Origin of the sequence: Rhizobium lentis, assembly GCF_014200175.1 — a bacterium.
In the GTDB taxonomy this organism is placed as follows: Bacteria; Pseudomonadota; Alphaproteobacteria; order Rhizobiales; family Rhizobiaceae; genus Rhizobium; species Rhizobium mulingense.
On record NZ_JACHBD010000008.1, the window covers coordinates 103,665 to 123,209 of the forward strand.

General features: G+C 62.1%; 16 protein-coding genes. 10 read left to right on the forward strand and 6 right to left on the reverse strand.

The window, feature by feature from the left end:
- Nucleotides 1–53 precede the first annotated feature (53 nt).
- The 5 genes from GGI60_RS19420 (at nucleotide 54) to GGI60_RS19440 (ending at nucleotide 4,411) form a co-directional block, all read left to right on the forward strand.
- On the forward strand, nucleotides 54–806 hold the full coding sequence (locus GGI60_RS19420; protein ID WP_183917869.1) for an N-acyl amino acid synthase FeeM domain-containing protein: 753 nt from the start codon (nucleotides 54–56) through the stop codon (nucleotides 804–806).
- Nucleotides 807–1,032: 226 nt separating this feature from the next.
- On the forward strand, nucleotides 1,033–1,257 hold the full coding sequence (locus tag GGI60_RS19425; protein ID WP_038691333.1) for an aa3-type cytochrome c oxidase subunit IV: 225 nt from the start codon (nucleotides 1,033–1,035) through the stop codon (nucleotides 1,255–1,257).
- A 205-nt stretch (nucleotides 1,258–1,462) separates the two neighbouring features.
- The gene (locus GGI60_RS19430) at nucleotides 1,463–2,611 is read left to right on the forward strand and encodes a Re/Si-specific NAD(P)(+) transhydrogenase subunit alpha (protein ID WP_183917871.1); all 1,149 of its coding nucleotides are present in this window, start codon (nucleotides 1,463–1,465) and stop codon (nucleotides 2,609–2,611) included.
- Nucleotides 2,611–3,009 carry a proton-translocating transhydrogenase family protein gene (locus GGI60_RS19435; protein WP_183917873.1) on the forward strand — a complete coding sequence of 133 codons (399 nt, stop codon included), beginning with the start codon at nucleotides 2,611–2,613 and terminating at the stop codon, nucleotides 3,007–3,009. The genes GGI60_RS19430 and GGI60_RS19435 overlap by 1 nt, the downstream gene beginning before the upstream one ends.
- Before the next feature lie 7 nt (nucleotides 3,010–3,016).
- Nucleotides 3,017–4,411, forward strand: a complete 1,395-nt coding sequence (locus GGI60_RS19440; protein WP_183917875.1) for an NAD(P)(+) transhydrogenase (Re/Si-specific) subunit beta — start codon at nucleotides 3,017–3,019, stop codon at nucleotides 4,409–4,411.
- A gap of 103 nt (nucleotides 4,412–4,514) precedes the next feature.
- On the opposite strand, the gene GGI60_RS19445 is transcribed toward GGI60_RS19440, so the two are convergent.
- The 5 genes from GGI60_RS19445 to GGI60_RS19465 all read right to left on the reverse strand — a co-directional run bounded on the left by GGI60_RS19445 (nucleotide 4,515) and on the right by GGI60_RS19465 (nucleotide 10,262).
- Nucleotides 4,515–4,997 carry a DUF992 domain-containing protein gene (locus GGI60_RS19445; RefSeq protein WP_183917878.1) on the reverse strand — a complete coding sequence of 161 codons (483 nt, stop codon included), beginning with the start codon at nucleotides 4,995–4,997 and terminating at the stop codon, nucleotides 4,515–4,517.
- Between the two features lie 152 nt (nucleotides 4,998–5,149).
- A complete protein-coding gene (locus tag GGI60_RS19450) occupies nucleotides 5,150–6,805 on the reverse strand; it encodes a sensor histidine kinase (RefSeq protein WP_183917880.1) in 1,656 nt (551 codons plus the stop codon).
- Nucleotides 6,806–7,281: 476 nt separating this feature from the next.
- Nucleotides 7,282–8,148 (reverse strand): tetratricopeptide repeat protein, encoded by an 867-nt coding sequence (locus tag GGI60_RS19455; RefSeq protein ID WP_183917883.1) that lies wholly within the window; start codon nucleotides 8,146–8,148, stop codon nucleotides 7,282–7,284.
- A 134-nt stretch (nucleotides 8,149–8,282) separates the two neighbouring features.
- On the reverse strand, nucleotides 8,283–8,495 hold the full coding sequence (gene rpsU / locus GGI60_RS19460; RefSeq protein WP_003585885.1) for a 30S ribosomal protein S21: 213 nt from the start codon (nucleotides 8,493–8,495) through the stop codon (nucleotides 8,283–8,285).
- A gap of 156 nt (nucleotides 8,496–8,651) precedes the next feature.
- Entirely contained in the window at nucleotides 8,652–10,262 is a 1,611-nt protein-coding gene (locus tag GGI60_RS19465; RefSeq protein WP_183917885.1) for an adenylate/guanylate cyclase domain-containing protein, read from the reverse strand.
- Between the two features lie 300 nt (nucleotides 10,263–10,562).
- Between GGI60_RS19465 and GGI60_RS19470 the strand changes: the two genes are divergently transcribed.
- Nucleotides 10,563–12,743: a CHASE2 domain-containing protein gene (locus GGI60_RS19470; RefSeq protein ID WP_183918218.1), complete on the forward strand. Its 2,181-nt coding sequence runs from the start codon at nucleotides 10,563–10,565 to the stop codon at nucleotides 12,741–12,743.
- 164 nt (nucleotides 12,744–12,907) lie between these two features.
- Here the strand turns inward: GGI60_RS19470 and GGI60_RS19475 are convergent, their stop codons facing one another.
- On the reverse strand, nucleotides 12,908–13,921 hold the full coding sequence (locus GGI60_RS19475; protein WP_183917887.1) for a FecR domain-containing protein: 1,014 nt from the start codon (nucleotides 13,919–13,921) through the stop codon (nucleotides 12,908–12,910).
- 297 nt (nucleotides 13,922–14,218) lie between these two features.
- On the opposite strand from GGI60_RS19475, the gene GGI60_RS19480 reads away from it, so the two are divergent.
- From GGI60_RS19480 to GGI60_RS19495, 4 genes are all read left to right on the forward strand, one after another.
- Nucleotides 14,219–15,472 (forward strand): sarcosine oxidase subunit beta family protein, encoded by a 1,254-nt coding sequence (locus GGI60_RS19480; protein ID WP_183917889.1) that lies wholly within the window; start codon nucleotides 14,219–14,221, stop codon nucleotides 15,470–15,472.
- Nucleotides 15,473–15,581: 109 nt separating this feature from the next.
- Nucleotides 15,582–15,923, forward strand: coding sequence for a sarcosine oxidase subunit delta (locus GGI60_RS19485; protein ID WP_183917891.1), 342 nt, complete (start codon nucleotides 15,582–15,584; stop codon nucleotides 15,921–15,923).
- The gene (locus tag GGI60_RS19490) at nucleotides 15,920–18,913 is read left to right on the forward strand and encodes a sarcosine oxidase subunit alpha (protein ID WP_183917893.1); all 2,994 of its coding nucleotides are present in this window, start codon (nucleotides 15,920–15,922) and stop codon (nucleotides 18,911–18,913) included. The genes GGI60_RS19485 and GGI60_RS19490 overlap by 4 nt, the downstream gene beginning before the upstream one ends.
- The gene (locus GGI60_RS19495) at nucleotides 18,906–19,454 is read left to right on the forward strand and encodes a sarcosine oxidase subunit gamma (protein ID WP_183917895.1); all 549 of its coding nucleotides are present in this window, start codon (nucleotides 18,906–18,908) and stop codon (nucleotides 19,452–19,454) included. The genes GGI60_RS19490 and GGI60_RS19495 overlap by 8 nt, the downstream gene beginning before the upstream one ends.
- The last annotated feature ends 91 nt before the right edge of the window (nucleotides 19,455–19,545 follow it).

Consider the following 19,545-nt stretch of genomic DNA (forward strand, 5'->3'; position numbering starts at 1 on the left):
CCTAAAGTTCACCGGCGTATGATTAATGATCCGTTAACGAGCGGATCGAGAGAATGTCAGAGACACTGTTCAAGGGTGGCGATTTCAGCAGGAAAATTTTGGATATTCTGGATCATGTCGAATATCGTCGCGTTGAAAGCAGCGAAGACATGGAACAGGTGGAACGCCTGCGTTACAAGGCTTACAAGGCCCATGACGTCCTGGCGCTCGCTCCGAAAGGGCTGCTTGATGACAGCGATTTCGACAGCCACGCCTATATTTTCGGGTTGTATTATTATGGTGAGCTGATCAGCACGATCCGAGTTCATTATGTGACACCTGATCACCGCCTCAGTCAGTCCGGCGGCGCCTTTCCCGAAGCGATGGACGAACTCCTGGATGCAGGGTTGACCCTGATCGATCCGGCGCGTTTCGCGGCCGATCCGGAACTCACGGCCGATCTGCCCTGGGTTCCCTATCTGACACTGAGGCCCACCATTGTTGCGGCCGCCTATTTCCGCGCAGACCGTGTGCTTCAGTTCGTTCGACCGCCGCATGCCGCTTTCTATAAGCGGGTCTTCTATGCCGACACGATCGTCCCCGGCCGACTGGCGAAGAATTACGGGATCGACATGACACTGATGGCGACGAATGTGGTCGAGGTCGGGCGCAAGCTGTTGACGCGCTATCCCTTCTTCATCTCCAGCGCCAGCGAGCAGCGTATGATGTTCTCGCGCAATCCCAACGACACGTTGCCGCCGCTCACCATTATTCCGACGGCGCGTTTCGTGCCGCCAGGTGAACTCGGCACTGACCTGCCCCTCTGATTTCTCCTGCCTCCGGACGGGGGAGATCAGGCGATGACAAGATCCGCAGCCGATGTCCCGCCATGCCTTTTTCCTCCGTGGGAGAGGGGTGGTTTGGAACTGTGGCTGCGGCATTCTCATGCATTGCGCTTTCGCCTGTCATTGTGTAATTCCTGCAGGCAGGGATTTCCCTCGGCCTAAGCGGGGGAATCAGGCAGCGCAGAGGCATTTCAGGGAGACGATATTTATGGCCGAACATCATACCGGACCGGTCGAGACCGGCGCGCCGATGGATTACCGGGAACATGAAAAGACCTACGACATGTTCATCGCGGCCACGAAATACGGCTCGATGCTTCTCATCGTCCTGCTGCTTGCCATGACAGCCGGGTTCTTCGGCGGCGCCGGCCTTCTCGGTGGCCTCTTCGTTTTCATCATTCTTCTCGCTGCCGGCATCTTCCTGGTCCGCTGATCGCGGTAAGGGGAGGAGGGGCTTTTCCGCAGCTTTGTGACTGAAGCGCGTCGCGATCTTTCAGATTCGCTCCTCGCGCTTCAGGTCTGAATTTTCTGGCACGTCGTTATCGCAAAACCGCCGTACAGTTTTGCGCGACATGCTTAGGTGCTTGGCCTGCGCAGGGAAGCCTGCGGCGGTCTGGCTGACCCGGAGGAGGGGGCAGTTGGGCAATATCGTTTTCGTTGCAAAGGAAATTGCCGGCGGGGAGACGCGTGTCGCGGCCTCGGCCGAGACAGTAAAGAAAATGAAGAGTTTTGGCTTTGACGTCGTCGTCGAAGCCGGCGCGGGGGCGGGGTCACGTTTCCCTGATCGAGAGTTCGAGGCAGTAGGCGCCAGGATCGGCAGTTCGGCGGATGCCGCTTCGGCCGACGTTGTGCTCAAAGTGCGCCGTCCGAGCGAACAGGAAATCTCATCCTATAAAAGCGGCGCCGTGGTGATCGCCATCATGGACCCCTATGGCAATGAGGAGGCGATCGCGGCCCTCGCCAGCGCTGGGCTTTCGGCTTTCGCGATGGAGCTGATGCCGCGCATTACCCGCGCCCAATCGATGGACGTGCTCTCGTCCCAGGCTAATCTCGCCGGTTACCAGGCCGTCATCGAAGCGGCGGCGGTTTATGACCGCGCCATGCCGATGATGATGACGGCAGCCGGCACCGTCCCGGCCGCCAAGGTCTTCGTCATGGGCGCCGGCGTCGCCGGTCTTCAGGCGATCGCCACGGCGCGGCGCCTGGGTGCTGCGGTCTCGGCCACCGACGTGCGCCCGGCCGCCAAGGAACAGGTTGCCTCGCTCGGCGCCAAGTTCATCGCCGTCGAGGACGAGGAGTTCAAGGCGGCGGAAACGGCCGGCGGCTATGCCAAGGAAATGTCGGCCGACTATCAGGGCAAGCAGGCCGCACTCGTGGCCGAACATATTGCCAAGCAGGATATCGTCATCACCACGGCATTGATCCCCGGCCGCGCTGCGCCGCGTCTGGTTTCACGCGCCATGCTCGCCTCGATGAAGCCGGGTGCTGTCGCCGTCGACCTTGCGGTCGAGCGCGGCGGCAATATCGAGGACGTCGTTGCCGGCGAAATCGCCGATGTCGAAGGCGTCAAGGTGATCGGTTTTGCCAATATGCCGGGCCGGGTTGCAGCCAGCGCCTCGGCGCTCTACGCCAAGAATCTCGTCACCTTCCTCGAGACCATGGTCAACAAGGAAACGGGCAGCGTCGTCGTCAACCTCGACGACGAGCTCGTCAAGGCGACGATGCTGACCTATGCCGGCGACGTCGTTCATCCCGCCTTCGGCGGCGCGAAGAAGGGAGACATCTGATGGCCAGTGAAGCAATGGACAGGGCGCTGGAACAGCTCGACCAGGCGGTGACCGCCGTCGTCACGGCGGCGGCCCAGGCGCCGGAAGCGGCGAGTGCCGCTACTGGCGGGGCGATCGATCCCTTCGTCTTTCAATTCGCGATCTTCGTCTTGTCGATCTTCGTCGGTTATTACGTCGTGTGGTCGGTAACGCCGGCGTTACATACGCCGCTGATGGCCGTCACCAATGCGATCTCCTCTGTCATTGTCGTCGGCGCGCTTCTGGCGGTCGGCATCTCGACGAGCGGGCTTGCGACCGGCTTCGGCTTCGTCGCCCTCGTGCTGGTTTCGGTCAACATCTTCGGCGGCTTCCTCGTCACGCAGCGGATGCTGTCGATGTACCGCAAGAAGGACCGGTGAGCGACCGATGACCAATATCGCAGCCTTTCTCTACCTCGTCTCCGGCGTTCTGTTCATCCTGGCGCTGCGGGGTCTCTCGCATCCGGCCACTAGCCGCAAGGGCAATCTCTACGGCATGGTCGGCATGGGGATCGCTATCCTGACGACGCTGGTGCTGGCGACGCCTGACTTCGGCGGCTTTGTGCTGATCATCCTTGGGCTTGCCATCGGCGGCAGCGTCGGCGCCTATGTCGCCCGCACCATCGCCATGACCTCGATGCCGCAGCTCGTCGCCGGCTTTCATTCGCTGGTCGGACTTGCGGCCGTCCTGGTCGCGGCTTCGGCGCTCTATACGCCGGCCTCGTTCGGCATCGGCGAGATCGGTCATATCCACACCGAGGCGCGTGTAGAGATGGCGCTCGGCGTGGCGATCGGGGCACTTACCTTCACCGGCTCGATCATCGCCTTCCTGAAGCTCGACGGGCGCATGTCCGGCAAGCCGATCCTGCTGCCCTACCGGCATGTGATCAATGCGGCCCTGCTAGCGCTAATCATTCTGTTCATCATCGGGCTTGCCGTCACCGAAAGTCATTTCGATTTCTGGGCCGTCGTGGCGCTGTCGCTGGCGCTCGGCGTTCTCTTGATCGTGCCGATCGGCGGCGCCGATATGCCCGTCGTCGTCTCGATGCTGAATTCCTATTCGGGCTGGGCTGCGGCCGGCATCGGCTTCACGCTCGGCAATCTGGCGCTGATCATCACCGGCGCGCTCGTCGGTTCCTCCGGCGCAATCCTCTCCTACATCATGTGCAAGGGCATGAACCGTTCCTTCGTCTCCGTCATTCTCGGCGGTTTCGGCGGCGAGACGGCGTCCGGCGGACCCGATACCTCGGACCGGACGGTCAAGCTCGGCTCGGCCGAGGACGCGGCCTATCTGATGGCGAATGCGTCGAAGGTCATCATCGTGCCGGGATACGGCATGGCGGTTGCCCAGGCCCAGCATGCCTTGCGTGAACTCGCCGACAACCTCAAGAAGAACGGCGTCGAGGTGAAATATGCCATTCATCCCGTCGCCGGCCGCATGCCTGGCCACATGAATGTGCTGCTCGCCGAAGCGAATGTTCCCTATGACGAGGTCTTCGAGCTGGAGGACATCAATTCGGAATTCGCCCAGGCCGACGTCGCCTATGTCATCGGCGCCAACGACGTCACCAATCCTGCCGCGCGCGACGACAAGACCTCGCCGATCTACGGTATGCCGATCCTCGACGTCGATCGGGCAAAAACCTGCCTGTTCGTCAAGCGCTCACTCGGTTCCGGTTATGCCGGCATCGACAATACGCTGTTCTACAAGGACGGCACGATGATGCTGCTCGGCGATGCGAAGAAAATGACCGAGGATATCAACAAGGCGATTTTGCATTGATCGAGCCAGATGCAGCCGCCGATTGGGCGGCTGTTTGATTCATGGCGGCCGGTCCGTGCAATGCAAGCTCGGTCTCACCTTGCCGCAAACAACGCTCCTCCGGTCATACATCGCCCGGTACGAGCGTCATCTTTTCAACCCCGATCGCCAGGTTCAGTCCTTCCTGGGCTTGCACGTTCAACGGCTGCAGCATGAAAGCCTTGTTCGTGCCGCCGGCGATCACCTTGGCGCCGGCGCCTGCCCCGATGCTCGCATCCGCCCCGATGCCATAATATTCACCGGCCAAGGCGTATTGCGGCATATCCGTGCCGGTTTTCGCCATAACCTGCCAAATCATCACGCTCTTGCCGGTCTGACCGATGTCGAGGCCGAACTTCTCGATTTTGCCGGCGTAGACCGCCTTGGCGCCGCCGGATGCCGGCGTGTAGGTGCAGATCAGGTTCTTCTGCGACGTGATGATCAGGCCCTGGCCGCCATCCGATCCGCAGACCAGGCGGCCAAGCGTGACATAGTTTTCCGCGCCCGCCGGGCTTGCCCAGGCTGCGGCCGTGAGAGCCGCGGCTGCGATGATGGTTTGGTTGAACATGGTCTTTCTCCTTGGGAACGACCTGTTCGAAACGGGTGCAGGTGGCGATTGTTCCGGGAGGCTGAAGCACGCCGCATGAAACGCGTGATTCATGGGATGCGGTCCGGCACTTTGGTTTTCAGGAACCCCTGCGCGCCTCCGGGTGACATGGGTCAGTCCCGTTCCAGCGTGGCGCGCTGCGCCGTCAACACCCACAACAGGCCATCAGGCAAGAAATCGACCTCAACTGTGCCGCGGAAGGCGGAGGCCGCATGAGCTTTGATAACGGTCGTTCCGAAGCCCGTGCGTGATGGCTCTATCACCGGCGGGCCGCCACGCTCCTCCCAGGTGAAGCGGAGCAGGGCATCCGGCTTGTTTTCTTCCCTGACATCGCGCCATTCGAAGCGGACACGGCCTTGCGGAACGGAAAGCGCGCCGTATTTCACCGAATTGGTGGCCAACTCATGCAGCGCCAGACCGAGATTCTGCACCGCATCCGGCTTCAGGACGAAATCCTCACCTGTGATTTCGATCTGTTCACGCGATTGCGGGAAGGCCTGCAGATGGATATCGACGACCCGCCGCAGCGACACGCCTCCCCATTGCTCGCTGGTCAGGAGCTCGATCGAGCGCACCAGCCCCTCGAGGCGGTCGGCGACAGCGGCCTGGAAGGTCTCGACACTGTCGGCCTGCTTGGCGAGCTGGCGCATCATTGCCTGGGCAAGCGTCAGAAGATTTTTCGTGCGGTGGACGAGCTCGTGCATGACGAAACGCAGCCGGTCCTCGGTCTGGCTGCGGTCGAAGGAGGCATTCGACAGGGCGATCGCCACCTGGTTCGCCTCGATGACGCTGGTCTCGACCGGCGAGACAATGTGGCCGTCGCCCATACGCTTTGCCATTTCGGCGATATCGCGGATGGTGGTGCGCACCTGCCTCGCGACGGCATAGGCGGCGAGCACCGCGACGAGCACAAGCGCCACGCCGCCGATGATGAGGAAGCGCCAGGTGCTGAGGATCGAAGCCTGTGCTACCGGCCCCCAGATCACCGTCTTCCATGACCAGCCGGGAATTTGAGCATAACCGAGAAGCATGTGAGGCAGGATCGTTTTGTCTTCGAACACACCGCGGGAGAAACCAAGCGCCGGCAGGATGCGCGGATCGAAGGGCGTGCCAGGTTCCAGGGCTGCGGGGCCTGCGGCAACGACCACGTGACCGCTTTGATCGATGACGGCGGCCGACCAGCCGGGAGCCAGGCCCTGAGTCGTCACCACCCTGCCGAGATCCTTGGCATCCTGCGTGATGATGAGGGCGGCGACCGGATCATCCGCCGCCCGCGGGAGCGTGACGTTATAGACCCAATCGCCGCTGGTTCTGCCGCGAAAAACATCGGATGCCTCGATGCGACCGGATTTGATGGCGGCATCGAGGGCAGCGATATTTGCCATCTCTCCGAGCGGCGTGCCGAAAGGCCGGCGTGTGTTCAGCAGTTGCCGGCCGGTGCGGTCGACGGCAAGCACGTAGAGCGAATTGTTGCGGAGAGCCGTTTCCGTGCGCTCGTGGAAGGAGGCGAGATCGCCGTTTTCAAGTTCCGGCGAGCTCGACAGCAGCCGCAGCGTCGTTGCCATGTCCTGAAGCTGGCGGTCGATGATGCGCGAAAGGGCAAGCGCGTCCTGCACCGTCTCGCGTTTCAGCGCCGAACGCTGGTTGTCCTCCAGCTGCAGCAGAAGCAGCGCCACGAAGGCGAAAATCGGCAGCGCGATCGCCACCGCCATGGCAACGAGATAGGTGCCGATCGAAGCCTTTGGAAAGAACAGCGCAACGATCTTCATTGAATGCGCCACGCCGCCTGCGCCATCGCACAATCCATCGAGTCCCATCGAGCGAAGGATAAAATCGCCGAGCACAAAACATGGCCGCATCCCTTGCGTCGCTCGGACGTTGCGCGGGGCTGGGGCGGGCGCTGCCCGCAACAGTTTTCGCTCGCGGTCAGGAACGCAAAGATCCGTATCTCTCGCAAAACGCCCTCAACACGTTTTCCAACGCCCGATAGGGGGCTATCGAAGCAGCGACATGTTAGGGGGAGCAAGAGCGGGTTGCAACATCGTATGACATGCTATCGAAGACGACGGATGTTTCTTCCGCCTTTCTTTTCAAGACGATGCAGCCGCCTTCATGACAGCGTCGACGTCATGGGCGGTCGCTGCACGCGCATCGGGCCGGTCACAGGTGAGGCGGCTCCGCCGGAGATTCTCGCAACGGGAAGGTTTGGAGCATCCGATGGTCCGGCCGCCCCAATGCACATCTCTTAGCCGGCTGGAGCGCCGACGCGAGCGAGACCGTCGCGGGCCGGCTGGTATTTCGGGTCAAGTCCGATTGCATGACGATAGGAGCGGGCGGCCTTGGCCTTGTCGCCGCGGCGTTCGTAGACGAGCGCCTGGTTGGCCCAGGATTCGGCGATGTTGCCGTTGAGCTCGATCGCATGGTTGAAATCGGCAAAGGCGTTGTCGTCGTCGTTCAGCGCGATATAGGAAATGCCGCGGCCGTTATAGGGCTCGGGCGAGTTCGGTGCGAGCGAGATTGCTTTCGAGAAGTCGTCGATCGCCTTATCCTGCTGATTGCGCTTCTGATAAATCAGGCCACGATTGTGGTAGGCGCGGCCGTCGGTGGTGCCGAGCTGGATCGCCCGGTCGAAATCGTTGAACGCCTGGTTGTCCTGACCGGCCATGCGATAGACATTGCCGCGGCCGATATAGGCGACGTCATAGCTCGGGTTGATCTGCAGCGCGGCGTTATAGTCGGCGATCGCCTGGGCCTGCTGACCCATGTTGCGATAGACGAGGGCGCGGTTGGCATAGGCCTGGAAGAAGCGCGGATTGATCTGCAGCGCCGTGTTGAAATCGTTCAGCGCCGGACGGAATTGGCCGCTGCGGCCATAGGCGGAGCCGCGGACGTTGTAGCCCTCGGGATCCCTCGGGTTGGCGTTGATGACCGCCGTCAGCGACGCGATGTTCTCTTCCGACCCCTGAGCCTTGTCGATGCGGATCACGGCGTCGGTCGTATTGGTCGTTTCGCAGCCGGCAAGGCCGAACATGGCGGCCAGCGCCACAGCGGGCAGCAATGCGGTTTTCTGCAGGCGCCAGGCGCGGGACGGATTGAAGGTGGTAACAGCCATTCGGGCTCGCTTTCCCCATGCGGCATATCCGATCCTGGGATATGCGATCTTCAGCGGCAAACTAAAAAGGCGGCGGCGAACCAATCGCCCCCGCCACAATGCATCTGAAAACGTCGAAAAAACGACGGCAACGCTTAGCGTGCGACCAGGCCTTCGCGCTGGGCGCGCTTGCGGGCCAGCTTGCGAACGCGGCGAACAGCTTCGGCCTTTTCGCGGGCACGCTTCTGCGACGGCTTCTCGTAGTAGTCGCGCATCTTCATTTCGCGGAAAATGCCTTCGCGCTGCATCTTCTTCTTGAGAGCGCGGAGAGCCTGATCGACATTGTTATCGCGGACAAGTACCTGCACGAGAATCACGTTCCTTTGGTTTGGTTGATGCCTGAGGCGGCGCAGCGCCAGGGGCAAAAAAATAACGTTCGCGCGGCCGCAGCCTTGCGATTGGTGATGCGGGATAGCAGATCGGGTCGGGGAAGTCCAGACGGATATGGGAGGCAGGCGGAAAAATCACACCGGCCCGGTATCCTGTCTCGATCGCGCCGACTCCGGCAGGGCTTCATCCAGAGCTGCAATCGCCTCCTTGAGCGCCGTCCTGACCCGAAGTCGGTCGGCAGGCTCCACCCGGCTCATATCCAGATGCAGGTCGAGGCCGGCGAGATGTTCACTCAGAACGCGGCTCTTATGATCCGCGCCGAGCGTCAGCCCGTCCACAGCATAGGGCACGATCTCGCGCTGTATGCCCTTCATCGTGATCGGCGGCAGCGGATGGGCATCGACGATCTCGTTGACCAGCGCATAGGTTTCGTAGCTGATGACGATCTCCCCGCCCTGGGCGATCGATTGCAGGCGGGCCGCGAGATTGGCCTCCGCGCCGATGATCGTATAGTCCATGCGGTCGCTGCTGCCGAAATTGCCGACATTGCAATAGCCGCTGTTGATTCCCATGCGCACGACGAAAGGCTCTTCGGTGCCGTTTCTGCGCCATCTGTCCTTCAGTTCGCCGAGGCGGCGCTGCATGTCGACGGCCATGCGCAGGCAGGCTTTCGCATCCTCCTCCGGCCCCTTCGTTTCCGGGTCGCCGAAGAAGACAAGCATGGCGTCGCCGATGAACTTGTCCACCGTGCCGCCATGCGCCAGGGCAATGTTCGACATCTCGGTCAGATATTCGTTGAGCATGTCCGTCAGCGCTTCCGGCTGTAGCCGCTCGGTGGTCGCGGTGAAATCCTTGATGTCGGAGAAGAAGATCGTCAGGCGCTTGCGCTCGGTATGGACCACCACGTCCTTCTGCCCGCTGAAAATGCTCTTGTAGATCTGCGGCGAGAGGTAGCGTGAAATCTTCAGCGAGACGCTGGCGAGGAATTCGTTGGCCGCTTCCAGGTCCTGGTTGGCGTTATGGATCGCGCGCGCCTGCTGCCGTTGCAGCAGAATGAAGCTGAGGCCGATGATGGCGACAAAAAGAAAGTAGCAAAGCAGGTATTTGAAGGCGAAGACGTTGCTCGCATAGGGCTGCCGGATGATCACTTCCTGAATGCCGCGCACATCGCCAACCTTCCAATCGGTCTTTGGGCTTTCCGGATGGCTGTTGTGGCAGGCAACGCAGGCCTGACCCATGACAACGGGGGTGATGAACCGCAGGGTATCGGTCAGTCCGACACGCGTGAGATCGTTCAGCGTCTGTTGCGGATTGGTGCGCAGCGCCGCGAGCGCTTGTCTTTCGAAGTCGTCGAGCTCGTGGGATGCGCGGCTCTTGAACGGCAGGTCGGAGACGAAACGATAGGTGATATTGGCCTGCTGTTCCTTGATGACGCCGCCGAGCTCCAGCGAAAGTGTTGCCGGCAGCGGGATAGCGCCTGGAATATTGCGGTAGTTGTGGGAGACGACCGTGCCGGCGGTCGCACCGCTGGCATGCGCGGCCAAAACACGTCCGACGACGTTCGCCGAATAATAGGAGCGAATGCTCGATATCAGCGAACTCATGTCACGCGCCTGTCGCCGCAAGGTATTTCCCGAGAGATCGCTGATGTCGAGCCAGACGGCAAGCGGCAGCCCGGCCAGCATGGCCAGCACGACGACGATCAGCCAGTAGCCGCTGCGGCGCGCGGCGGATTCGGAAATCACGGCGACCCTTACCCTTCTCTTGAAAAAGCGTGCGATTTTCGATCGCTACATGAACATTTCGCCGGGCGCCCGGCAAGGTCGAAGCCTTGTCATCCTGGTAAAAGCCTGGCCAAAAATCGCAGCCGGGGGCTCATTGAAGGCCGCTCCTTATCGGCTGAGTGGAAAGACGAAGGGCCACCGGTCGAAAACGGAGCGTCCGGGATGCGTGCGTGAATGGCATTCGGGCCGAAAGCGGCGTAGCCTGTCTGCCGGCAGACGCAGGCCGCTCCGTCGGCGGCGGGAGGGACAGCCGGTGAGATGATGGCACGCGCGCAGCAAATCGGTGTGGTTATCGGCCTGGCGATCGTGGCGGCGCTGACAATGCTGCGGGCCGACGATCCCGGGATTTTCAAGCTGATCCGCGGGGTGACCTTCGACGAATATCAGCGGCTGCTTCCGAGAAGCTTCGAACCGATGCCGGTCCGCGTGGTTGACATCGACGAAGCCTCGCTGCGCGAATTCGGTCAGTGGCCGTGGCCGCGGGACAGGCTGGCGCTGTTGGTGGACAGGCTCTCGCAAATGGGGGCGGCGGCCATCGCCTTCGATGTTCTTTTCGCCGAACCGGACCGGCTGTCGCCGCGCACCGTCGTTCGCGAGGTCGCCGGCGTCGATCCTCTGCTGGCGGAGAAATTGCCCGATAACGACGAGATATTCGCCGGCTCGATTGCCGGTAAACCCGTCGTGCTCGGCTTCGGCCTGTCCAACGAGGGCAGTTACCGACCGCCCGTCAAGGCGGGCTTCGCCGTCACGGGCGAAAGCCCGATCTCGGCCCCGCCCGTTCTCCGCGCTTCGACGCCGCTCAGGCCGCAACTGGAGGCCAATGCGGCAGGGCTTGGCCATATCAGCCTCAATCCGGGCAATCCCTCGCCTGTGGTTCGCGCGGTTCCGCTGTTCCTGACCGATGGCGAGCAGCTCTATCCGAATCTGGCTATTGAGGCGCTGCGGGTGGCGCAGGGGGTGTCGACTTATGTGCTGTCGGGCGCGCCCGACCGCGCCGGCATTATGACATCGGCAAAGATCGGCGACTTCGTCGTGCCGCTGACGGCCGTCGGCGAACTCTGGCTCTATGTCACGCCGGACCGGGCTGAGCGCTATATCTCTGCACGCCAGGTGCTCTCCGGTACTGGCGCCAGCCCCGACGTTGCGGCCGCCATCAACGGCAGCGTCATTTTCGTCGGGACTTCGGCCGCCGGCCTGCAGGACATTCGCGTCACCGCGCTCGGCGAGAATGTCCCTGGCGTCTCGCTGCATGCGCAGGCCGTCGAGCAGATTCTCTCCGGCCAGTTCCTGTCACGGCCCGACTGGGCGGACGGGCTGGAAATCCTGACGATCGCGGTGCTCGGATGCCTGCTCGTCGTGATCACGACCTTCGTCAGTCCCGCCGTCGCCCTGGTCTGCGGCCTACTCATTACTGCAATGGCCCTCGTGGCCTCCTGGCTCTCCTTTCTCCATGCGGGGCTCCTTCTCGATCCGCTGGCGCCGATCGTGAGCGGATCGATCACCCATTTTGCCGCAACCTCGTTCCGCATTCTGGTGATCGATCGGGAAAGGCGCGAGGTGCGGCGCGCCTTCGGACATTATCTGTCTCCGTCGCTGCTCCATCGCATCGAGCATAACCGCGACGCATTGCGCCTCGGCGGCGACGACCGCGAGCTGACGGTCATGTTCGTCGACGTCAGGAACTTCACCGAGATGAGTGAACGGCTGGCGCCGACGGATGTCGTCGCCTTCCTGAACACATTGCTCGACGCGCTGAGCCGTCATGTCGTGGCCAATGAAGGCACACTCGACAAGTTTATCGGCGATTCGATCATGGCGTTCTGGAATGCGCCGGTTGATGTTGCGGATCATGAAGCCAAGGCCGTTCGCACAGCCCTGGCCATGCGCGAGACACTCGCCGAACTGAACGCCAGCGATGCCTTCGGCTTCGGTCCCGATCAGGAGGTCGGGATCGGCATCGGCATCCATACCGGCATTGCCTGCGTCGGCAATATGGGCGCCAAGACCCGCTTCAACTATTCGGCTGTCGGAGATGCCGTCAACGTCGCCGCCCGCATCGAGTCATCATGCAAAGAGGTAGGCTTCGATATCCTCATCTCCGACAGCACTGCACGTTCAGTGAAAGGAATGGCGCTGATCGACGCCGGGGCCATTCCACTGAAGGGAAAGAGCAGCCGCACCAAGATCCTTGCCGTCCTCGGCGATGAGCAGGTAGCGGCATCCCGGGAATTCGCCGCGCTCAATGCCGTTCACCGGCAATTGATGCAAGCCCTGCATTCGCATTCAAAGAATACCCGCAAACTTATGGATACGGCAAAGCTCAGGGCGGATGAAGTGCTGGGCGGTTTGGTGGAATTCTATCGGCGGATCCCCAGCAGGACTGGCCATTTTCGGGAATTGTCTGCCGGGAACGAAAAGAGCGCTGCCGATGCCGAAAAGTAGAAGCGATTTTCGAAGAGCGGTGTCCTTCTTCGGGATATCGCCTTCACTGCCCGACACGCCGGCAGTCCTCGCCGGCCTTCGCACTGCTCGTCGACGCACTACCCCACCGTCTGGCGGACATACCAGTGCCGACGCCTTGACTTGCAAGGATCCCGAAAACAGCCTCACCGACCGCGATTGAAATTCCGACTTCTGTCGTGGTTTCGATCATTCTTATGATCGCGATCGCCATCATGGTGGCGCTGGGGCTCCCGATGATCCAAACCGTGATTTCCGGGCTTTCCGTCATCGTCATGGCTCCCATGGCCCTCATGCTTGTCGGGTCTATCCGGCTTGTCATGGTGGGGCTTATCATGGTGCGGCCTGTCGTGATAAGGCCTGTCGTGATGAGGCTTGTCGGGCTTGTTCGGTTGCTCCTTTTGCGGCTCGGCCTGTGGCGGATCCTGCCTCTGCGGAGCAGGTGCAACTGCTGGCGGCGGCCTTGTTCTGTCCCTTCTTTCCGGCACAACGGAGGCCATATTGCAGCCGCCGAGCATGCCGAGGCCGCCCGAAAGCCGCTGGTTGCCGGAAAGGAAGGGCAGGGCACGCTGGTTTCCAAGTCTGTCAAGGATGTTGCGATCGACCCGGCCGGCCGCCGTCATATCGCCATTCGGCTTGGCGACAACGCAATCGCAGCGTTGCTGCAGCTGGCGACAGCCGCCGGGGCCGCAAAAGCTGGCCGCGCCGTTCAGGAGTACGACGGCGGTGGTGCCGTCGGCGCCGACATAGAAATCGAATGCGGTGCCGCGCACGCCGATCGTGCCGGCTGGCGTCAGGATCTGATAGGCCGACGATTTGGAATTGCCGCTGACCCAGCGGAAAGTGCCCTTGGCGGCCTTGATAGTGAGCTTTCTGACCGATTGCGTATCGTCGAACACAAACTTGTCGATGACGACAGAGGACCCCCAGCCGACCGCAAGTTTGGTGCCGTCACGAAACAGAAACTGGCCAAGGCCGGATTGCGATGTTCGGATCCGCTCGTCGCGGTGAACGCTGGCATTGACCTCTATTGGTCCAGCCTGTCCGGTGACTTCGGTCTTGATGAGGACAGCCTGGCCGACCGGCTCGGCAGCGGGCGCCGCCTGGGCGCTGCAAAAGGCGATGAAAAGCGCGTGGAAGAATGAACGCCGACCCCACATGACACAAGAACCCCGGCAAGGGGGGAGAATTAACATTTTAGTAACTTCTTGTCTTCTCGCCCTCTTGGGTGAGGGCTAGCCGACGGCCCGATCCCATTGCGTTTAACGCCACTCCCGTGAATGGCATTCGCTTCAGACTCGGGCAGGTGTGTCCTGAAAAACAGGGCGCTTTTCGACATCATGTCGCTCAGTGTCAAAACCAAAGCTCTCGCGCGTCGCAAAAGAGCCGTTGTGCCGCATTTGGATTTGCGATTTGTATGACACGGAGAATGGCCTGCCCGAAGGAGAAGAAGGCGGATGCGGAAATATTCGGTTTTTGCCGTGGCGCGAGAGGCCCTTCGTGGCCACAGAGGCTGGGAGAAGCAGTGGACGTCGCCGGAACCGCGCGCCGAATACGACGTCGTCATCATTGGCGCCGGCGGACACGGCCTGGGCGCCGCCTATTATCTCGCCAAGGAGCATGGCATCACCAATGTGGCGGTGATCGAGAAGGGCTGGCTCGGCGGCGGCAATACCGGGCGTAACACCACCATCATCCGCTCAAACTATCTCTATGAAGAGAGCATGCACATTTACGAGCATTCGATGAAGCTCTGGGAGGGGCTTTCACAGGAGCTCAACTACAATGTGATGTATTCGCCGCGCGGCGTGATGATGCTCTCGCACAATATTCACGACCAGCAGTCGTTCAAGCGGCATATCCACGCCAACCGGCTCTACGGCATTGACAATGAATGGCTGACGCCGGAACAGGCGAAGGCCTATTGCCCGCCGCTCGATATCTCCGCCAGCGCGCGCTACCCGATCAACGGTGCGGCACTGCAGCGGCGCGGCGGCACGGCGCGGCATGATGCGGTCGCCTGGGGTTATGCGCGCGCAGCATCGGACCGCGGTGTCCACATCATCCAGAATTGTGAAGTGACAGGCATCCGCCGTGCGCACGATGGACGCGTGACCGGCGTCGAGACCACGCGCGGTTTCATCGGCGCCAGAAAGATCGGCGTGTCGGCGGCCGGCCACACGACGACAATCATGAAGATGGCCGACGTGCGGGTGCCGCTGCAATCGAGCCCGCTGCAGGCGCTGGTTTCCGAGCCGCTGAAGCCGATCTTCCCCTGCGTTGTCATGTCGAACACGGTGCACGCCTATATCTCCCAGTCCGACAAGGGAGAACTGGTGATCGGCGCCGGCACCGACCAGTACAATTCCTATTCCCAGACCGGCGGGCTGCAGATCATCACCCACACGCTCGATGCCATCTGCGAACTCTTCCCGATGTTCCGGCGCGTCAAGATGATGCGCCAATGGGGCGGCATCGTCGACAACACGCCGGATCGCTCGGCGATCCAGTCGAAGACGCCGGTTCCCGGGCTTTACGTCAATTGCGGCTGGGGCACCGGCGGCTTCAAGGCGACGCCGGGCTCGGCCAATCTGTTCGCCCATCTGATCGCCCGCGACGAACCGCACAAGTTCAGCGCCGGCCTGACGCTGGAACGTTTCCGCAGCGGCCGGCTGATCGACGAGGCTGCAGCGGCGGCGGTGGCGCACTGACGATGGGTGTTTTCGTGCCAACGCTCGCCGCTTCTGTCGCTCACCCCCTCATCCGTCTTTCAGGCACCTTCTCCCCGCTGGGGAGAAGTGGAGGAGAAGGAAATCCTACATGCTGCTGATCCATTGCCCTTACTGCCAGGAAGAGCGCTCCGAGCTCGAATTCCGCGGCGCGGGTGACGCGCATATTGCGCGGCCCGCAGATATTGCCTCGATCTCGGACGCGGAATTCGAAGCCTATTTCTTTCTGCGCGACAATCCGAAGGGGCTGATATTCGAACGCTGGCGGCACATCCATGGCTGCGGACGTTTCTTCAATGCAGTCCGCGACACGGTGAGCGACAAGTTCATCACGACCTACAAGGCAGGCGAGCCGAAGCCCGAGATCGGTCCTGCAGCCGAGAAGCACGCGCCTGTCGAGACATATGAAGCCCTGGAAGGAGAGGCGCAATGAGCGGCGTCAACCGTATCGCCGGCAAGGGGCGCCTGACGCCGGCCAAAACCGCGCGCCTCAGCTTCGACGGCAAGAGCTACACGGCGCTCGAAGGCGATAGCGTCGCCTCGGCGCTGATCGCCCACGGCGTGCACCTCGTCGGCCGTTCGTTCAAATATCACCGGCCACGCGGCATTCTGTCAGCTGGCGCTGAGGAACCGAACGCCCTGATCGACGTCGCTCGCGATGCAGCACGCAAGCAGCCGAACGTGCGCGCCACCGTGCAGGAAGTCTTCGACGGCATGATCGTCAGCTCGCAGAACCGCTGGCCCTCGCTTGCCCGCGATATCGGGGCGATCAACAATCTGATGTCGCCGTTCTTCGCCGCCGGCTTCTACTACAAGACCTTCATGTGGCCACGCGCCGCCTGGAAGCATGTCTATGAACCGCTCATCCGTCGCGCCGCCGGCCTCGGTGTTGCGCCGACGGAAGGCGATCCGGACCATTATGCCAGCCGTTACGCTCATTGCGACGTGCTGGTGGTCGGCGCTGGGGTTGCCGGGCTTTCGGCGGCGCTGGCCGCGGCCCGGACCGGCGTCAGGGTGATCCTCTGCGACGAGCAGCCGGAAGCGGGCGGTGCGCTGCGCTATGATGCCGGCGTAAAGATCGACGGGCAGGACGGCTTCACGTGGGCGCAGAAGGCCGTAGCGCAGCTGAAGACGATGGACAATGTGCAAGTGCTACTGCGCACCACTGCCTTCGGCTACTACAACCACAATTTTGTCGCCCTTGCCGAGCGCGTCACCGACCATCTCGCTAATCCCGCCCATGATCTGCCGCGCGAACGGCTCTGGCAGGTCCGGGCCAAGCGGGTGATCCTCGCCAACGGCGCGATCGAACGGCACATGGTATTTCCGAATAACGACCGGCCCGGCATCATGCTGGCCTCGGCGGCGCGGACCTATCTCAACCATTACGGCGCCGCCGTCGGGAAGAATGTCGGCATCTACACGGCGCATGACTCGGCCTATGAGGCGGCTTTCGATCTGAAACGAGCAGGTGTGTCGATCGCCGCGATCGTCGATTGCCGGCAGGCCCCGGGCGCGGCGGTGCTGGCGGAGGCACGTGCGCTCGGTATCGACGTCCTGGCCGGCCAGTCGGTCATCAATACTGCGGGTCGGTTGCGCATCTCGTCAATGACGGTGGCGCGCAACGGCGGCGGTTCGCCGCGCAAGATCGCCGTGGATGCGCTGCTGGTTTCGGCCGGCTGGACACCGTCCGTGCATCTGTTCTCGCAGTCGCGCGGCAAAGTGGCCTTCGACGCTGAAAGCCAGCGTTTCCTGCCCGGCTCCTACGCGCAGGACTGCCTGTCGGTCGGCGCCTGCAACGGCACCGACGATCTGCAGCGGACGATCGAGGAATCGCTTGCCGCCGGCGAGCTGATGGCGCAGGCCACCGGCGGAAGCAGCGGCGAGAAGATCGCAATTTCGGCTGAGCAGGCCTTTGAATGGACAGGCGGCATGATCGGTGCTGCCGAAGGTGCCGGGCCGAAAACCAACGCCAAGGCGTTCATCGACTTCCAGCACGATGTCTGTGCCAAGGATATCCGCCTTGCCGTGCGCGAGGGCATGCATTCGATCGAGCACATCAAGCGCTTTACGACGAATGGCATGGCTTCGGACCAGGGCAAGCTGTCCAACATGCATGGGCTGGCGATCGCCGCCGAGATGCTCGGCAAGGAAATCCCGCAGGTCGGTCTCACCACCTTCCGCGCGCCCTACACGCCAGTCACCTACGGCACGCTGATCGGCCATTCGCGCGGAGAGTTGTTCGATCCGACGCGTAAGACGCCGCTGCACGAATGGGAAGAAGCCCATGGTGCCGTTTTCGAAGATGTCGGAAACTGGAAACGCGCCTGGTTCTACCCGCGTGCTGGCGAGACGATGCATCAGGCGGTCGCCCGCGAATGCCGCACAGCCCGAGAGTCGGCCGGCATCTTCGATGCTTCGACGCTTGGCAAGATCGAGGTGGTGGGGCCGGATGCCGCGAAGTTCCTCAACCTCATCTACACCAATGCCTGGGATACGCTGAAGCCCGGCAAGGCCCGCTACGGCATCATGACCCGCGAAGACGGCTTCGTTTATGACGACGGCGTCGTCGGGCGACTGGCCGAGGACCGTTTCCATGTGACGACGACGACCGGCGGTGCGCCACGCGTTCTTCACCACATGGAAGATTACCTGCAGACGGAATTCCCGGACCTGAAGGTATGGCTGACCTCGGTGACCGAGCAATGGGCCGTCATCGCCGTGCAGGGGCCGAAGGCGCGCGAGATCGTCGAACCACTGGTCGAAGGGGTCGACCTCTCGAATGAGGCCTTCCCGCATATGAGCGTTGCCGAATGCACGGTCTGCGGCGTGCCGGCCCGGCTCTTCCGCGTCTCCTTCACCGGTGAAGTCGGCTTCGAAATCAATGTGCCGGCCGATTATGGCCAGTCCGTGCTCGAAGCCGTCTGGGCCAATGCCGAGCCGCTCGGGGCCTGCGTCTACGGTACGGAGACGATGCACGTTCTTCGCGCCGAGAAGGGCTACATCATCGTCGGCCAGGATACTGACGGGACCGTGACCCCTGACGACGCGGGCGTTGCCTGGGCCGTTTCGAAGAAGAAGAAGGACTTCGTCGGTATTCGCGGCCTTCAGCGGCCGGACCTCGTCAAGGAGGGACGCAAGCAGCTCGTAGGCCTTGTCACCAAGGATCCGAAGCTGGTGCTCGAAGAAGGTGCACAGGTCGTGGCCAACCCGAACGAGCCGAAGCCGATGACGATGCTCGGTCATGTCACCTCGGCCTATTGGTCGGAAAACTGCGGCCGGTCGATCGCCTTCGCGCTCGTCGCCGGCGGCCGGGCGCGGATGGGCGAGACGCTCTACGTGCCGATGCCGGACCGGACGATCGCCGTCGAGGTGACGGATCTGGTATTCTTTGACAAGGAAGGAGGCCGCATCCATGGCTGATGTCGCAATTCGCAAGCCAGTGCTTGCCGGCCGTCTCGGCGGCTCCGCAACGGTACGGCTGACGGTGGCACCGGCAGCGGGCCGGGTGGCGCTGCGCGCGCCTGCGGAATCGATCGCCGCGCTTTCCAAAGCGCTCGGTCTCACTCTGCCGAACGCTCCGAAGACCTCCAGGCGGGCCGGCGCACGCTCAGCGCTCTGGATCGGGCCGGACGAATGGCTGGTAATCGACGAGGATGGCGCCGATCTGATGGCGGTGCTTTCCGGCCTCCGTGCCGTACATTCGGCGACCGACGTTTCCCACCGCAATGTCGCGATCATCGTCTCGGGACCGGGCGCGGAGACGACGCTTGCCGCCGGTTGCCCGCAGGATCTGTCGCTTGCTTCCTTTCCGGTAGGGGCCGCGTCGCGCACGATCTTCGGCAAGGCGGAAATCGTGCTTCTGCGCACGGAGGAAGAGACATTCCGGGTGGAGTGCTGGCGGTCGTTTTCGGACTTCGTTTTCGGGCTGCTCAACGAAGCGGCTCATGATGCCGGGCATTGAGGCCGCACCGCATTATTCTCTTAAATCGGAATCGATTTACGGATAAAAAATGCAGTAGCGCAAAGTTTTACAGCGTCAGCCTCTGGAAAGC

Bases quoted from the DNA above. Each gene is read 5' to 3' on its own strand.
- GGI60_RS19420 (WP_183917869.1), top strand. From the start codon at position 54: ATGTCAGAGACACTGTTCAAGGGTGGCGATTTCAGCAGGAAAATTTTG.
- GGI60_RS19425 (WP_038691333.1), top strand. From the start codon at position 1,033: ATGGCCGAACATCATACCGGACCGGTCGAGACCGGCGCGCCGATGGAT.
- GGI60_RS19435 (WP_183917873.1), top strand. From the start codon at position 2,611: ATGGCCAGTGAAGCAATGGACAGGGCGCTGGAACAGCTCGACCAGGCG.
- GGI60_RS19440 (WP_183917875.1), top strand. From the start codon at position 3,017: ATGACCAATATCGCAGCCTTTCTCTACCTCGTCTCCGGCGTTCTGTTC.
- GGI60_RS19445 (WP_183917878.1), bottom strand. From the start codon at position 4,997: ATGTTCAACCAAACCATCATCGCAGCCGCGGCTCTCACGGCCGCAGCC.
- GGI60_RS19450 (WP_183917880.1), bottom strand. From the start codon at position 6,805: ATGAAGATCGTTGCGCTGTTCTTTCCAAAGGCTTCGATCGGCACCTAT.
- GGI60_RS19455 (WP_183917883.1), bottom strand. From the start codon at position 8,148: ATGGCTGTTACCACCTTCAATCCGTCCCGCGCCTGGCGCCTGCAGAAA.
- GGI60_RS19470 (WP_183918218.1), top strand. From the start codon at position 10,563: ATGGCACGCGCGCAGCAAATCGGTGTGGTTATCGGCCTGGCGATCGTG.
- GGI60_RS19475 (WP_183917887.1), bottom strand. From the start codon at position 13,921: ATGTGGGGTCGGCGTTCATTCTTCCACGCGCTTTTCATCGCCTTTTGC.
- GGI60_RS19480 (WP_183917889.1), top strand. From the start codon at position 14,219: ATGCGGAAATATTCGGTTTTTGCCGTGGCGCGAGAGGCCCTTCGTGGC.
- GGI60_RS19485 (WP_183917891.1), top strand. From the start codon at position 15,582: ATGCTGCTGATCCATTGCCCTTACTGCCAGGAAGAGCGCTCCGAGCTC.
- GGI60_RS19490 (WP_183917893.1), top strand. From the start codon at position 15,920: ATGAGCGGCGTCAACCGTATCGCCGGCAAGGGGCGCCTGACGCCGGCC.
- GGI60_RS19495 (WP_183917895.1), top strand. From the start codon at position 18,906: ATGGCTGATGTCGCAATTCGCAAGCCAGTGCTTGCCGGCCGTCTCGGC.